Source organism: Mesorhizobium sp. M1307 (genome assembly GCF_040318155.1).
Taxonomy (GTDB): Bacteria; Pseudomonadota; Alphaproteobacteria; order Rhizobiales; family Rhizobiaceae; genus Mesorhizobium.
On the sequence record NZ_JAMYLR010000011.1, the window covers coordinates 95889 to 111520 of the forward strand.

Genomic DNA, 15632 nt, shown 5'->3' on the forward strand with positions numbered 1-15632 from the left:
AGAGAGGAACTACCATGACCAAAAATTCATCGACTACGTCCAACTACTCGAGGCGCGAAGCGCTGCGACTGATGGCGATAGGTGGGGCTGCAGGCCTCATCGCGCCCAATCTGTTGGGCAAGCCCGCCTTCGCCAAGACCCCTCCTGCAGGCCCGGCCGGTCGCGTCATCGTCGGCCTCTCCCAAGAGCCGACCGTGTTCAATCCGCTGATGGCGCATATCGAAGTCGATGACGCGGTCCATTTCTCGGTTTTCGACGCGCTGGTCCGCATGGATCCCCAAGGTGGCCTACATCCAAACCTCGCAGCCGAGGTGCCAAGCCAAAAGAACGGCGGCATTTCGGAGGACGGTCTCAACTGGCGCATCCGGTTGCGTGACAATGCCCGCTGGCACGACGGTGAGCCCTTCACGGCCGAGGACGTGAAATTCACCCTTGAACTCATCACGAACCCGAAGTTTCGCGCTTGGCGCACGAGCGGCCATTCGCTCGTGCAGGACATCACAGTGGTTTCGCCCACCGAGATCACATGGGGGATGAAGGAGGCTTTTGCGCCCTATCTTTCGTTCTTGGCCGAAACGTTCATCGTGCCCAAGCACATTCTGGAGAAAGAGGCCGATCCGAACACAGCCGCCTTCAACCAGGCGCCGGTCGGCACCGGCGCATTCAAATGGAGCCAGCGCGTCGCAGGTGATCACATCGAGCTCGTCGCCAATCCTGAGTACGCGGGCGAAGGCCCCTATGTCGAGCAGCTCATCTTCAAATACATCCCCGACATGACGGTGCTCTACACGCAATTCAAGAGCGGCGACGTGGACCTGGTCGATCAGTCGTACATCACCGCCGACCATTATACTGAAGCCCGCGAACTAGCAGACCGCGTGGTGACACTTGAGACCGGGTCATCCCTGGAGTCGATCTACCTCAATTTGGGCCGCCCGCAGTTCAAGGAGTTGGCAGTGCGCCAGGCGCTCTACGCCGCCTTGGATAGGAAAGCGATCGTCGACACGATCTATTACGGCGTGGGCACTCTCACCGAGACCTTCATGCCGAAGGAGTCCTACTACTACGACCCGAACCTGCCGGTTCAGGAGTTCAATCTGGATCGGGCGCGCCAAATCCTTGATGAGGCCGGCTGGGCGCCGGGGCCGGATGGAATCCGCGCCAAGGATGGGGTGCGACTGTCCTTCTCCAACTCGACAACTTCTGGCAACAACCTCCGCGAGCAGACGCAGCAGTTCCTGCAGCAGACGTTTGCCGAGATCGGCGTCGAGATGACGATCTCGAATTTGCCGGCTGCAGTTATGTGGGGCGAGTTCTGGCTGAAGTCGCAATTCGACACCGCCATGGTGGGCGTCACCTATCTGATTGCCGCCGACCCCGACGCCACAAACCGGCTCCATACGAAGGCAATCGCCGCTCAAGGCGGACACGGTTCGAACACCGGGCAATATTCCAACCCTGAGGTCGATGCCCTGCTCGAAAAGGGCGCTCGCAGCTTCGATCCGGAAGAACGACGCGGGATCTATAATCGCGTGCAGGAGGTGGTGCGCCATGATCTGCCCTTCCTGCCGCTGTTCGCGTACACAATCGTCCTCGGGCGCAAGAAAGGGCTGGACGGCTTCGAGCCCAACGCCAACACCCGCACCGCGTCGTGGGATGCCGCAGCCTGGCAGTGGAAGGCCTAATCCGCGCAGTTGCCGCCGCCCCGCCGATTCCGCCGCGGCGGCGGCAACAGACTAAAATCATCAACCCACAATGGAGGGACTCGAATGCGCGGCTTCCTGCTCAATCGCCTCTCGCAGAGCCTGGTGCTGCTTGTGATCGTTTCGATCATCGGCTTCGGCATTCTGAACCTCCTTCCCGGCGGCCCGCTGGCGCAATTCGGGCTCGATCCCGGAATGACCCAGCAGGATATCGAGCGTCTCAAGGGGCTGCTGGGCCTCGATCGACCCATATGGATCCAATATTTGGACTGGGCATGGCGGCTGGTGCGGGGCGACTGGGGGCACTCCTTCCGCGACGGAGCGCCGGTATTGGAGGTGATCGGCAGCCATCTCTTTGCCACGCTGCTGCTGATGGGGTCCTCAACCGCAATTGCGATCTCCATTGGCGCCTGGATTGGAATCCGAGGCGCCACGCGCCGCTACTCGCTGTTCGATTATCTTGCAACTGTCGGGGCCATGGTTGCGTTGTCGGTCCCCACCTTCTGGTTCGGACTCGTCGGCATCTACGTCTTTTCCCTGAAGTTGGGTTGGCTGCCTGCGGGTAATATGTCCGAGATCGGCGACGCCTCGATCCTGGGCTACCTCCACCATCTGATCCTGCCAAGTATCGTGCTGTCGCTGGTCCATGTCGCGATCTGGAGCCGCTACATGCGGACGGCCACTCTCGACGCCATTAGCCAGGACTTCGTCAAGACGGCTCGGGCCAAGGGGTTGAGTGAACGCCGGATTCTGATGAAGCATGTCGTCGGCAACGCACTTTTGCCGATGATTACCTTGGCCGGGATGCAGCTTCCCAGTGTCCTCACTGGCGCGCTCGTGACCGAAACCGTCTTTACCTGGCCAGGAATGGGACGGTTGTTCCTCGATAGCCTTGGTTACAGCGACTATCCGGTTGTGATGGGGCTGCTGATGTTCTCCGCCATCCTCGTTCTGCTTGGAAACCTGATCGCCGACATTGTCGTCGCTATTGTCGATCCGCGCATTCGTCTGGCTTGAGCGCGCAACTTCCCCGACAGGAGACAGCCGATATGACCGCTTTCACCGCAAATGCAGCTCCAAGCCGATGGAGAAACAACCGCGCGGCACGTCGTTTCATGCGGCATCGCTTGGCGCTGCTCGGGTTGGCGATGATCATCTTCCTGAGCCTCGCTTGCGTCCTCGGCCCCCATCTCCTGCCTTATAACTCACTGTACATCGATCTGCGGGCCCGCTTTGCCCCTCCGCTGACGGGCTACCACTTTCTAGGTACCGATCCGCTTGGCCGCGACGTGGCGGCAAGGCTTTTGATGGCGGGACGAATCTCGCTGCTGGTCGGTTTCTTTGCCATGGTTTTGTCGACACTCATCGGCACCCTGGTCGGCGTAATTGCTGGCTATCGCGGCGGCTGGGTCGGGGCCACGCTGATGCGCACGGTCGATGGATTCCTGTCATTCCCATCGATCTTTCTGCTGCTGGCGCTGGCTGCCGCATTGAAGCCCAGTCCTGTGATGATCACCGTCATTATCGCTCTCACCAGTTGGATGGAGGTTGCCCGCATAGTCGAAGCGGAAGTCCGCTCGTTACGCGAACGCGAGTTCGTCCTGGCCGGGCGCATGCTGGGATTGAGCGGCACCCACATCATGTTTCGCGAGATACTGCCCAACGCCATGGGGCCGATTATCGTCGCTTCCACCTTGACGGTCGCGCGCGCCATTCTCATGGAAGCCTACATCAGTTTCCTCGGGTACGGGATCCAGCCGCCACTGCCCAGCTGGGGCAACATGCTCAATGGCGCCCAGCAATATCTGGGCAGCGCACCTTGGCTGGCAATCATTCCCGGAGCTGCAATCACCATCGCGGTAACCAGTTTCAATTTCATTGGTGACGGGCTGCGTGATGCGCTCGACGTCCGAGACGACCACATCTGAAGTTTCACCGACCGTAGATTACCCCTGCAATGCAGCGAGAAGTCAGCCACGTGCAAGAGCCTCATATCGCCGACAAGAACACACCCTACTGGTGGGAAGCAGCGCCCGTCATGCCGCTGCCGCGGCAGCCGGTCGCAAAGAACCTTGACGTGGCAATTGTCGGCGCCGGTTATGCCGGGCTTTCGGCCGGGCTTGCGCTGGCGCGCGAAGGACGCTCGGTCGCAGCCTTTGATGCGATGAATCCGGGCGAGGGTGCTTCCACCCGCAACGGCGGGATTACGAGCGGGACCATCCGGCCGGACTATGCCACGATCACCCGGCGCTTTGGGGAAGAGAAGGCCATGGCGATCGAGGCCGAGGGCAAGGTCGCACGCGAATTCCTCTACGACTTCATCAAGACCGAAGGGCTCGACTGCGACTTCCGACAGGTTGGCCAGTTCAAAGGCGCTTTCGGATATGAACAGTATGAGAAGATGGCACGGGGCGCCGAGACGCTGGCGAAGAAACTGGGGATCGAGTCCTACGCGGTTCCGCATGCCGAGCAGCGAAATTATATCGGCACCGACTTCTACCGCGGCGGGACTGTTCGGATGGACATTGGCGGGCTGCACCCCGCAAAATTCCATGCTGAGCTCCTGCGGGTGGCGCTCGCATCCGGGTTGACGGTTCATTCGCATACAGTGGTCAAGTCGATCGAGAGGAACGGTTCGGGCTTCCGTGTCGCGACTTCGGCAGGGACGGTGGATGCACGGCAGGTTCTGGTCTGTACCAACGGCTATACTGACGGCGCCGCTCCCTTCCTCCGCCGCCGCCTGGTTCCGGTTCGCAGCCGGATCATCGTGACCGAAGAACTTGCGCCCGATATCATGGCGCGGCTGATGCCGAAGCTGATGACGATCACCGAGAACCGGCAACTCGGTTTCTATTATCGTCCCTCGCCCGACGGGAAACGTATCCTGCTGGGGGGCCGTGACAGTTCCCGCGTCGGCGATCCGGCGGCGCCGAAACTTCTCCTTCGCAAGGGCCTGGTGAACCTTTTCCCGGAGTTGGAGAACGTGCGCCTTTCGCATTGCTGGTTCGGCAACGTGGCGATGAACCGAGACATGCTGCCCCGCATCTTCGAGAAGGGCGGTGTGGTCTATGCCTCCGGCTTCTGCGGTTCGGGCGTGGTCTGGGCGCCCTGGATTGGCATGCGTGCGGCCCACAAGTTGATGGGGCATGGCGAGCAGTCGCGCACTGCGTTCGACTTTCGACCGCCTTCGGCCGTCCCGCTCTATCGTGGCAATCCGTGGTTCATGCCGGCGATTATCCAGGGCTATCGGTTGCAGGACCGTATCGCCTTCTGGCGCGCCAGACGCTAGTCGCCGACATCCGGGGCGATCCGTGGTTCATGCGGGCAACCCTTTGGCGCGCCCGCCGCTGACACGACTGCAGGATCGCGCGAGGTCACCTTGTTGCCGGAGAGTGTCGAAAAATCCGTCGGGACTGGGCCTGGTGCGAAACTGATCAGCGGTGGGACGCCTTTGCGCGGATCAGCGCGTCGGCCATGTAGAGGTCCTGCAGGGAGATGCCGGAACTGTCGAAGACCGTGATCTCATTGTCGAAGCGGCGGCCGAGCGCACGCCTTTCAATAACGTCGCCGATTGGTGTTACCGCGAGCATGCCGGCGTCGATTTCGTCGCGCACGTATTGGAACTCGCCGATCTGGACGGACTGGGAAAGCAGATCACAAAACAGACGTGCCTTCGGAAATAATTCGCTCGGCAATTCGCGTTTACCCGGAGCATCCGACCCGATGCTGACGATATGGGTTCCGGGTCCCACCCAAGCGGCATCGAACAGCGGTTCGCGTGCGGGTGTCGCCGTCACCACGATGTCGGCCGTGCGCACGGCTTCTTCCGGCAAGGCAGCGCGCGCCTTCAGTCCCCTTTCGCCGATCTGATCGACAAAAGCGTCGCGCCGCGGCGAAGGCCGGGCCACGACCAGCACGGTTTCGATTGGGCGGATGCGTGCCAGCGCCATCACTTCGAAGCTCGCCTGGTTGCCGGCCCCGAAGATCGCCAGAACCTTGGCTTGCTTGCGCGCAAGAAGATCGGCCGCAACCGCGTCGGCGGCGGCCGTCCTGTAGGCGTTGACCTTCCCGGCCTCGACTACGGCGCCGAGCCGACCTGTATGCTGATCGAGCAGCACGATGGTCGAGTTGTGGCGGGGAAGGCCACGTGTCGGGTTGCCCGACCAGAAGGAGCCAATTTTCACGCCGGTCAGCTCGCCCGACGAACCGGATTTGATTGAGAAGGTATTGGTCACCTCCTGTGTGCGCCCGAGAACGGCCGGAAAGACCCAGCTCTGCCGCGATGCTGCCGCCACGAGAGCCTCGCGCGCCGCCTCGAAAGCAAGTTCATGCGTGACGAGGTCGGCTGACTCCTCTTCGCTGATGTAGATCATCCAAAATTCCTCCTGGGCATCGGCGATCGCGGGCAACCACGAAGCGGCGATTCAAGGTGCCAGGTATTCCTCGCCCGATTTGCACGATTTGGCATGCCGAGGAACTGCATAAAACGAATAATACCGCTGATTTGCAGGGGCAAAACAGCAGCGAAATCTGTCCGCCGGGCGCGACTCTAAGATCCGACTTCAATCCGATTCTGGATCAACTGACAGCGTTGCACCTTATGGCTTTTGAGCATGACAGAGATGTCGTCAGCGCCCCGATCGAGCTGATGAAATTGGAAACCCGCCATTTGCCGGGCGCACTGAAGCTGTCGCAGGAGATCGCCTGGCCCTACCGTCAGGAGGATTGGGAATTTGCCCTGATGGTCGGCAATGGCCTGGTCCTTGAGCGGGCAGGACAGGTGATTGGCACGGCCATGTCCTGGTATTACGGACAGTCCTATGCCTCGGCCGGGATGATCATAGTTACTGGGTCCGCGCAAGGCGGTGGCAACGGCGCCCGGCTCTTTGATGGATTGCTTGAGGCGACACACGGTCGCAACCTGCTGCTCAACTCAACCGAGGAGGGGCTGGCGCTCTACAAGCGACGCGGCTTCACTGCCTGGGGCACGGTGCTTCAGCACCAGGGCTCGCTGGCTGTCGCCGTGACGCGGAGTACCCGCGACGACATCCGTCAAGCGACAGCCTCTGACCTCGCGGCAATCCAGGCCTTCGACGAACGGGCCACGGGCATGCCCCGGCTGCCGATGGTGGCTGCGCTCGCCGATGTGGGCAACGCATTGGTCATTGAGCGCAGGGGACGGATTGCAGGCTACGCTGTCGCGAGGAGGTTTGGCCGCGGCTATGTCGTCGGCCCTTGTGCAGCCGAGAGCGACCACGACGCGCGGCTTCTGATCCTGGCCCAGCTTTCGAAGCTTCACAATCAATTCGTTCGCATCGACGTCTATGCCGAGGATGGATTGGGCGACTGGCTTGCGAGCCTTGGCCTGCAGCGGTCCGGCACTGCGACCGCCATGGTCAAAGGACAACGACCCGTCGCCGAGGGGCCAGCCCATATGTATGCGTTGGCAAACCAGTCGTTCACTTAGGAAACGAGACTATGAATAAGATGGCGGCAAACCTGGCGGTGAGCGAGACGGCTAGGACGATCGACGCCTTGGTCACCCCGGCGCTGCTTCTCGACCGTGGGCGGCTCGAGCGCAACATCAAGGGTCTGGCTGAGCGCGCCAGGAAGCTTGGCGTGGTGCTGCGCCCGCATATGAAGACGGCCAAGAGCATCGATGTCGCCCGATACGCGTTCCTTCACGAACGCGGTCCGATCACGGTCTCGACCATCGCCGAGGCAGAGTATTTCGCGGGCCATGGCTTTCGAGACATGACCTACGCGGTCGGCATCTCGCCGGCCTCGGCCAAGCGGGCCATGGAGCTTTGTCGCCGCACCGGCGCTGATGTGAAGCTGTTGCTCGATTCGGTCGGGCAGGCCGATGCCCTGGCCAGCGTCCGCGAAGCCACCGGTATGACCCCATCTGTTTTCATCGAACTGGACTGCGATGACCATCGCGGTGGCTTGAGGCCAGACGACCCGAAGTTGCTCGACGTGGCCGGCAGTGTCGTCGCGGCCAGTGCCAAACTCGTCGGCGTTCTCGCCCATGCAGGCGAATCCTATGGCTTGAACACGCCCGATGCGCTGGTCAAGGCAGGCGAGAACGAGCGTTCAGCCACGGTGCGCGCCGCTGAAATCCTGCGCGCCCATGGCCATGCCTGCCCGATCGTCAGCGTCGGCTCGACGCCGACAGCGCATTTCGCCAGCAATCTTGAGGGGGTCACGGAGCTGCGCGCCGGGGTCTACATGTTCTTCGACCTGGTCCAGCACGGCGTTGGGGTGTGCGAACTCGACGACATCGCGATTTCCGTATTGGCCACGGTGATCGGGTCCAAGCCGGAAAAGGGATGGGTGCTGGTTGACGCTGGATGGATGGCGCTTTCGCGCGACCGGGGAACCGCAAACCAGCAGATCGACCAGGGTTACGGCGTGGTCTGCGACGAAAAGGGGCGGGTGCTTGAAGATGTGATCGTGGCCCAGGCCAGCCAGGAACACGGTATTCTCGCCATTCGTGCCGGCTCTGGAAAGTCCATGCCCGAGTTGCCGCTCGGGACTCGGGTCCGCATTCTGCCCAACCATGCGTGTGCGATGGCCGCCCAGCATGATTTCTACAGCGTTGTCAACGGGGACAGCCCCAAGATTGAAGCGCGTTGGGAGCGGATGCGCGGCTGGTAGGCGCGACTACGCTCGGATGTCGCCCCACTCAAATCAACACTGGTGGTCAAGAAAATGAAGTTTACCTCTTACTGGCTGGATACGTCTCAGCCGTTCAATGAAGGGTCGTCCAGACCGCTCGAAGGCCACTACGACGTGGCGATTGTGGGCGGCGGCTTGACCGGCTCCTCCGCCGCGCTGGCCCTTGCCAAAAAGGGCGCCCGGGTTGCCATGTTGGAGGCCGAAACGATCGGCAATGCCGCGTCCGGCCGCAATGGCGGCATGTGCAACAACGGCTTTGCCCAGAACTATGCAATCATGGCTGGCAAGCACGGCAAGCCGGCCGCAAATGCGCTCTACAAGGCTTTTGACACCGGCGTCGATATGGTCGAGCGGCTGGTGCAGGAAGAGAAGATCGACTGCAGCTTCTCCCGCGTCGGCAAGCTCAAGCTTGCCGCCAAGCCCGAGCACTACGACGTGCTGGCGCGCAGCCAGGAACTACTGGCTGCCAATGTCGATCCCGACACCAGGATGATTGCGCGTGAGGACCTGCGAACCGAAGTCGGCACCAACCGCTACCATGGCGGGCTGCTCTTTCCCAAGAGCGCGGGCATGCATGTCGGCCGGTTCGTCCGGGGCCTCGCGACCGCCGCTGCCCGGCGTGGCGCAGAGGTCCATGAACGCTCGCCCGTCATGGCGATGCGCAAGGTTTCAGGCGTGCATGAGGTAACGACGCCAAAGGGCAAGATCGTCGCGCGGCAGGTCCTGTTGGCAAGCGGCATTTCCCAGGTTGGCCCGCTCGGCTGGATCCGCCGGCGCATGATCCCGGTCGGCGCATTTCTGATCGTGACCGAGCCGCTGTCGCCCGACCACCTTAGGCGTCTCATGCCGACTGGGCGCATGGTCGTCGACACGCGCAATCTCGTTGCCTACTGGCGGCTCACGCCGGACAATCGCCTTCTGTTCGGCGGGAGGGCGCGCTTTGCCGTGTCCAACCCTCAATCCGACGAAAAAAGCGGCCGGATACTCAAGGCGGCGATGGTCGAGGTCTTTCCGGAACTGGCCGGCACCAGCATCGACTACTGCTGGGGCGGCATGGTCGATATGACCCGCGATCGCCTGCCGCGCGCCGGAGAGCGCGATGGCATCTATTACTCGATGGGCTATAGCGGACACGGGACCCAGATGTCGACGTTGATGGGCACCATCATGGCCGACGTCATGGACGGGCGCCCCGAGCTCAATCCCTGGAAGGATTTCGACTGGCCAGCGATCCCCGGTTATTTCGGGCGCCCCTGGTTCCTACCGATTCTCGGCGCCTATTACCGCATGAAGGACCTTGTAGGGTGATGACGCCCCTCGAACACCTGGCCCGCAACGGCCACCTGGACAAGTTCTTCTTCGACGGTCAATGGGTTGAGCCGAGCGGCACCGCGACGGGCGTCGTCGTCAATCCCGCCACAGAAGAGGTTGTGAGCCAGTTTCCGCTAGGAAATGGCGAGGACGTTGACGCGGCCGTTGCAGCGGCTCGCAGGGCATTCGCCTCCTGGAGTCGGACCACGCCAGAAGACCGCGCGGGTCTGCTCGATCGCCTGCAAGCGCTGCTCGAGGCGCGCGGCGAACTGCTGGCTCAATGCCTGAGCCTCGAAATGGGCGCGGCGATCGGCTATGCGCGCAGCGCCCAGGTGCCGCTGGCGATCACGCATGTTAAGGTCGCTCGCGATGTGCTGACAGACTTTCGCTTCGTCAAGCAACGGGGGCAAACCGCCGTCACCCACGAACCGATCGGTGTCTGTGCCTTGATCACTCCGTGGAACTGGCCACTTTACCAGATCACCGCCAAGGTTTCGCCGGCGCTCGCTGCAGGCTGCACGGTCGTGCTGAAGCCGAGTGAGCTTTCTCCCTTGGACGCCCTGCTGTTCGCCGAGGCAATCGAGGAAGCCGGCTTCCCTGCCGGGGTTTTCAACCTCCTGCAAGGTGATGGTCCAGGCGTGGGTATGGGTCTCGCCTCCCATCCGGATGTCGACATGATCTCCATTACCGGGTCCACCCGCGCGGGCATTGCGGTGGCCCAGGCGGCAGCGACGACGGTCAAGCGTGTCGCGCAGGAGCTGGGCGGCAAGTCGCCGAACGTGATCCTGCCGGACGCAGATCTCGATCGCGCCGTTTCTCTGGGCGTAGCCGCCGCCTTCCGCAATCTCGGCCAGTCATGCAGCGCCCCGACGCGCATGATCGTGCCACGCTCGCTGCTCTCCGAGATCGAGGCAATCGCCAAAAGGGCCGCAGCCCAGATCGTCATTGGCGATCCGCTTTGCGAAGCCACAACTCATGGTGCAATCGCAAACCGTGCCCAATTCGACCGCATCCAAACCATGATCGGCGTCGGCATTTCTGAGGGCGCCAGGCTTCTCACCGGCGGACCGGGCCGTGCGCACGATCTGAACGTCGGGTTCTATGTGAGGCCGACCATCTTTTCCGACGTGCGCACGACCATGCGCATTGCCCAGGAAGAGGTCTTCGGGCCAGTTCTCTGCATCATCCCCTACGACACAATCGAGGAGGCCGTCACCATCGCCAACGACACGGTCTACGGTCTGGGGGCCCATGTGCAGGGCCAGAATGTGGACGCCGTCAGGGACGTGGCCTCGCGGATCCGCTCCGGTCAGGTGCATCTCAACCACCCGGCCTGGGATCCGCACGCCCCGTTTGGCGGTTTCAAGCAGTCCGGAAACGGACGCGAATATGGGATCGAGGGCATGTTGGAGTATCTCGAGGTAAAATCCATACTCGGCTATTTCTAGGCCCTGGGGCCTGTCCGTGGCTTTCGACGGTCGGGAATAGCCGTCGGCTCACAAGTTCTTGCTCGGTACCCTGGCGCGCTTGCTGCGAGCCCACGCGATGACGCGTGCGTGCTCGTCCGCCATAGCCGCGTCGAAGCGGCTGTCGCCACTGAAAGCCAGGGCAAGTGCATTTGCGCAGAGTTCGGCGTCCCGGAAGCATCGCCGATGCCTGCGCAGTGACTGCGTCCTTGTTATAGCCAGCATCGTCAACAATCGCCCAGCCTGGCCCGTATGGCTTTGCTGGGCAACGCTGCGCCACCGAGTGGCCTCTCGCGCCTTGCTGCGCCAAGAAGGTCGGCGAAGGCAGGCCATCCCGGCTCCGATCAAGAGCCCCGCGCGCCAGCCGGCCCACCAAGGTTGCCGCGATCACCCTTGATGTCGTAGAGCCTACGGTCGGCGGTTAAAATTGGTGGAGAAGAATATATGCCAGAGCACCCGAAACTCGTCTCGACTGCCAAGTCGCATGGCGGCGCCCAGCATGTTTACTCTCATCTTTCGACGAGCTGCTCGTGCGAAATGACGTTTGCCATTTTCGTGCCTCCGCAGGCACGGGAAAGCCGTTGCCCCGTGGTGTGGTACCTCTCCGGGCTCAGCTGCACCCATGCGAATGTAATGGAAAAAGGCGAATACAGACGTATTGCCGCCGAACTTGGCTTGATCGTTGTCTGTCCCGACACCAGCCCGCGTGGTGCCGACATTCCGGATGAAAAGGACAATTGGCAGTTCGGCAGCGGCGCCGGTTTCTACCTCGACGCGACGCAAGAGCCGTATGCCAAGAACTATCGCATGTATTCCTATATCGTCGAGGAGCTGCCAGCCGTGATCGGGCGCGAATTTCCCGCCGATATGGCGCGCCAGTCGATCTTCGGCCATTCGATGGGCGGGCATGGCGCGCTGACGATCGCACTGAACAATCCCGCGCGTTTCAGAAGTTGCTCGGCCTTTGCGCCGATCGTGCAGCCAAGCACAGCCGGCTGGTCGAAGCCGGCTTTCGAAAAATATCTCGGCCTGGATGAGGCCTCGTGGCGGCGCTACGATGCCACTTCGCTCATCGAGGATGGACACCGTTTCCCGGAATTCCTGGTCGATCAGGGAACGTCAGACGGTTTCCTCCAGGAGGGCCTCAGGCCTTGGCTGCTCGAAGACGCCTGCTCCAAGGCAGGCATTCCGTTGAAATTGCGGATGCAGGACGAATACGATCACTCCTATTTTTTCATTTCGACATTCATGCATGACCATATGACGTGGCATGCCGAACGGCTTTCACGAGGGTAGGCCGTAGGAATAGGTCGGCAGTCAGGCGGGCTCGGTGACGACGCCGATGCGCCGGTAGACGAATGGTTCGTCCTTCGAAGGAACCGTCGCAGCGCGCTGGGCCTCGTCGATCAGCATTGCCATGCGCGCATGGATCGGCGATTTCGCGCAAGCCGGGTCCGTCGCGGCGGCATCGCCGGCGATTGCCATCGCCTGGCAGCGACAGCCGCCCCAGTCGATCTCGCGCCGCTCACAGTTGCGGCAGGGCTCCTGCATCCAGTCCGTGCCTCGAAAGGCATTAAATGCCGGGGAATCGGTCCAGATCGCGGCCAGGCTGCGTGATCCAAAACGCTCGAAGCCGAGCGACGGTATGGTCTGGGCGGCATGGCATGGCAGTACGGTGCCGTCTGGCGTCACCATGAAGGCGTCGCGCGCCCAGCCGCCCATGCACGGCTTGGGATAGATGGCGAAATAATCCGGCGTGACGAAATCGATGTTCATGATGCCGGTGAGCCGTTCGCGCGCCGCCGCGACGATCTCCGCCTGGCGGTCGACGGCAGCACGCTCGGGCATCAGTTGATCGCGATTGGTTAGCGCCCAGCCGGCGTACTGCACGTTGGCGATCTCGAGACGCTCCGCACCCAGCGAAAGGGCCAGATCGATGAATTCCGGTACCTCCTCGATATTGTGGCGATGGATCGGCGCGTTGATGGTAAGCGGCAAGCCGGCCGCGCGAGTGCGGCGTGCCGTTTCCAGCTTCTTTTCGTGGCTGCCCCTGTGATTGCCGATGCGCTCGGTGGTCGCCGGCCGTGCACCTTGAAAGCTCAGTTGCAGATGGTCGAGCCCGGCTTCGGCAAATGCCTCGATGCGGCCATCCGCAATGCCGACACCGGCGGTGATCAGGTTGGTGTAGACGCCGCGCGCCGAAAGCCCGGCGATCAATTGCTCGAGATCGCGACGCAGCGTCGGTTCACCGCCGGACAGATGCACCTGGAGAACGCCAAGGTCGGCCGTCTGCGAGAATAGGTCGAGCCAGCTCTGCGTGTCGAGTTCGCGATTAGCCTTCAGCAATTCGAGCGGATTGGAACAATAGGGGCATTGCAGCGGGCAGCGATGCGTCAGTTCCGCCAGCATGCCGATCGGGGGGAGAGGGGGCTCGCTCATAGCTTCACCAGCAGCTTGTCAGACCATTCCTGCAGGAAGGCGACGACATCGGCCGCCACAGCCTCCTGTTCGGCATCATAATCTGCGGCAAGGCCGGCAATGATGTGGCCGACCGTGGACCGCCCATCGCAGCGGCGCAATATGTCGAGGCTGATGTCGTTTGGCCAGAACACCTTTTCGGGCGACAGCACGGCGAACGCCTGGCGCACGGGGTCATACTGTATGCGCACGTGCTTCGGCAGCGATGGAACCGACTGCAGCGACACTATGGCTCTTTCGCGCAGTGCCATCATTGGGTTGCCTCCGGGCGGAAGGCGCCGGGCGGGATATTGCCCGGCTCGCCATAGGCGTGTTGAAGCGCGTCGAGCATGGCCCAGAGTATATCGCATTTGAACACCAGTGCATCGATCGCCTGCTGCTGGCGTTCTGCCGTGTCGGCACGTTCGAGCACATAGGCGAGGGCGAAGTCGGCGTCGCGCGAGGCCTGTTCGGGCCGTCGGGTGAAATAGGCCAGCGTGTCCTCGGTGATATAATCGTATCTGGCCAGCATCGCGGGTACCCGCTCGCCGATGATGAGCGGCGAGAACATCTCGGTCAGCGACGACGCGACCGCCTCCAGCAGGGTCCGGTTCGTGCAAAAGGAGAGGTAAGCGCCAACCGCAAAACGTGTCGCCGGCAGGGCCAGCCTCTCGCTCTTCACCGCGTCGGCATCGAGACCGAGCGAGGTCGCCAGGTGCAACCAGCGCGCAATACCGCCGCTCCAGCCGTCCTCGCCGTCATGATCCTCGATGCGTTTGCGCCAGGCGGCGCGAAACGCCGGATCCTCGGCATGAGCGAGGATCATGGCGTCCTTGCGCGGAATGACAGCCTGATAGCAATAGCGGTTCAGCGCCCAGGCCTGCATCTCGGTCCTCGACAGCGCACCGCTCGTCATCCTGTGATGGAAAGGATGGCGGTTGTGATAGCGCTCGGCACCGACCTGCCGCAGCACGGCTTCGAGCTCGCTTGAGGACAGGCCGTTGCTGGCTGCGTCGTGGAAATCACTCAAAGGTCCATCTCCATCCCGTCGCGGGCCACTTCCCAGCCAGCCGCTTCGACTGCTGCATGCTCGGCAGAATTCTCGTCCAGAACAGGATTGGTGTTGTTGATGTGGACGAAGACACGGCGGCCAATCCTCACATCGGCCAAGCCGGCGATCGACCCTGCGTCTCCCGACATTGCCAGATGCCCCATGCGCGCACCGGTCTTTTGGCCGACGCCGGCAGCAATCATCTCGTCGTCGGCGAAGACCGTGCCGTCGAACAGAAGGCATGCGGCATCGGCTAGACGCGTGCGCAGGGTCGCATCGATGCGGGCGCAGCCGGGGATGTAGAAGACGGAGCCGCGACTGCCGGCACCGGCGATACGGACGCCGATCGTGTCGCCGGCATCGGAGCTGAAATTGGCATCCGGCTGGCCTCTTTCTTCGAGATAGAGGGCTATCTTCCCGGGCACGGGAAAGCTCTCGACAGCCAGCCCGGTGTCGTGGCCGTCTGCGTCGCAGATCGACAGTTCTTGCGCCGGCGGCAAGATGCGTCGCGGCACGAGCGCCGGATCGAGGACATTGAAAATCGAATTCGCCTCCAGCGTCGCCAGAACCTGTGTCGTTGCATAGATAGCGAAAGGCTGCCGCTCACGCAGGCTGAGCAGGCCGGCCACATGATCGACATCGGCATTGGTCAGCACCACCGCGCGAATAGGTGTCGAGCGCAGCGGCGCATCGTGCGCGGGCTGCAATTCAGGCGTTGCCGCGATCTGCTGGCGAATGTCGGGCGAGGCGTTGAACAGAACCCAGCCAAGCCCATCCGCCGACGCGGCGACACTCGATTGGGTTCGTGAATGCACACCAGCTACCCCGGAGCGAGCCGCACGGCTCAGACGATAATTGCAGTTCCATTGCGGAAAGCCGCCGCCGGCCGCCGATCCGATGATTTTCAAGCGCATGAAAACGCCCGCCCCGCGGCTTCTCTGACCAACAGCCAATTTGCAGCCGCAA

At 62.2% G+C, this 15632-nt stretch carries 14 protein-coding genes; 9 read left to right on the forward strand and 5 right to left on the reverse strand.

Going from position 1 to position 15632, the window contains the following annotated elements; all coding sequences use genetic code 11:
• Positions 1-14: 14 nt before the first annotated feature.
• The 4 genes from NKH16_RS15590 (at position 15) to NKH16_RS15605 (ending at position 4992) form a co-directional block, all read left to right on the forward strand.
• Positions 15-1685 (forward strand): peptide ABC transporter substrate-binding protein, encoded by a 1671-nt coding sequence (locus NKH16_RS15590; protein ID WP_352900279.1) that lies wholly within the window; start codon positions 15-17, stop codon positions 1683-1685.
• Between the two features lie 84 nt (positions 1686-1769).
• Positions 1770-2720, forward strand: coding sequence for an ABC transporter permease (locus tag NKH16_RS15595; protein WP_023678808.1), 951 nt, complete (start codon positions 1770-1772; stop codon positions 2718-2720).
• Positions 2721-2752: 32 nt separating this feature from the next.
• Complete coding sequence (locus NKH16_RS15600) at positions 2753-3631, forward strand: ABC transporter permease (RefSeq protein WP_352900281.1); 879 nt, start codon at positions 2753-2755, stop codon at positions 3629-3631.
• Between the two features lie 29 nt (positions 3632-3660).
• Positions 3661-4992 (forward strand): NAD(P)/FAD-dependent oxidoreductase, encoded by a 1332-nt coding sequence (locus NKH16_RS15605; protein WP_502911704.1) that lies wholly within the window; start codon positions 3661-3663, stop codon positions 4990-4992.
• A 145-nt stretch (positions 4993-5137) separates the two neighbouring features.
• Here the strand turns inward: NKH16_RS15605 and NKH16_RS15610 are convergent, their stop codons facing one another.
• Complete coding sequence (locus NKH16_RS15610; RefSeq protein ID WP_352900285.1) at positions 5138-6076, reverse strand: ornithine cyclodeaminase family protein; 939 nt, start codon at positions 6074-6076, stop codon at positions 5138-5140.
• A gap of 56 nt (positions 6077-6132) precedes the next feature.
• Here NKH16_RS15610 and NKH16_RS15615 point away from each other — a divergent pair, with 56 nt between their 5' ends.
• The 5 genes from NKH16_RS15615 to fghA all read left to right on the forward strand — a co-directional run bounded on the left by NKH16_RS15615 (position 6133) and on the right by fghA (position 12454).
• Positions 6133-7170: a GNAT family N-acetyltransferase gene (locus tag NKH16_RS15615; RefSeq protein ID WP_352450655.1), complete on the forward strand. Its 1038-nt coding sequence runs from the start codon at positions 6133-6135 to the stop codon at positions 7168-7170.
• Positions 7171-7181: 11 nt separating this feature from the next.
• Positions 7182-8360: an alanine racemase gene (locus NKH16_RS15620; RefSeq protein ID WP_352900288.1), complete on the forward strand. Its 1179-nt coding sequence runs from the start codon at positions 7182-7184 to the stop codon at positions 8358-8360.
• A 54-nt stretch (positions 8361-8414) separates the two neighbouring features.
• A complete protein-coding gene (locus NKH16_RS15625) occupies positions 8415-9689 on the forward strand; it encodes an NAD(P)/FAD-dependent oxidoreductase (RefSeq protein ID WP_352900291.1) in 1275 nt (424 codons plus the stop codon).
• Complete coding sequence (locus tag NKH16_RS15630) at positions 9686-11140, forward strand: aldehyde dehydrogenase family protein (RefSeq protein WP_352900294.1); 1455 nt, start codon at positions 9686-9688, stop codon at positions 11138-11140. Before NKH16_RS15625 ends, NKH16_RS15630 begins: the two co-directional genes overlap by 4 nt.
• A 462-nt stretch (positions 11141-11602) precedes the next feature.
• Entirely contained in the window at positions 11603-12454 is an 852-nt protein-coding gene (gene fghA / locus NKH16_RS15635; RefSeq protein WP_352450659.1) for an S-formylglutathione hydrolase, read from the forward strand.
• 21 nt (positions 12455-12475) lie between these two features.
• On the opposite strand, the gene pqqE is transcribed toward fghA, so the two are convergent.
• Genes pqqE through pqqB form a run of 4 tightly spaced genes read right to left on the reverse strand, consistent with a single transcriptional unit; the run spans position 12476 to position 15580 of the window.
• The gene (pqqE, locus tag NKH16_RS15640) at positions 12476-13597 is read right to left on the reverse strand and encodes a pyrroloquinoline quinone biosynthesis protein PqqE (protein ID WP_352900297.1); all 1122 of its coding nucleotides are present in this window, start codon (positions 13595-13597) and stop codon (positions 12476-12478) included.
• Entirely contained in the window at positions 13594-13890 is a 297-nt protein-coding gene (pqqD, locus tag NKH16_RS15645) for a pyrroloquinoline quinone biosynthesis peptide chaperone PqqD (protein WP_352900300.1), read from the reverse strand. The genes pqqE and pqqD overlap by 4 nt, the downstream gene beginning before the upstream one ends.
• Positions 13887-14645 carry a pyrroloquinoline-quinone synthase PqqC gene (pqqC, locus tag NKH16_RS15650; RefSeq protein ID WP_352744682.1) on the reverse strand — a complete coding sequence of 253 codons (759 nt, stop codon included), beginning with the start codon at positions 14643-14645 and terminating at the stop codon, positions 13887-13889. Before pqqC ends, pqqD begins: the two co-directional genes overlap by 4 nt.
• Positions 14642-15580 (reverse strand): pyrroloquinoline quinone biosynthesis protein PqqB, encoded by a 939-nt coding sequence (gene pqqB / locus NKH16_RS15655; protein WP_352900303.1) that lies wholly within the window; start codon positions 15578-15580, stop codon positions 14642-14644. Before pqqB ends, pqqC begins: the two co-directional genes overlap by 4 nt.
• Between the last annotated feature and the right edge of the window lie 52 nt (positions 15581-15632).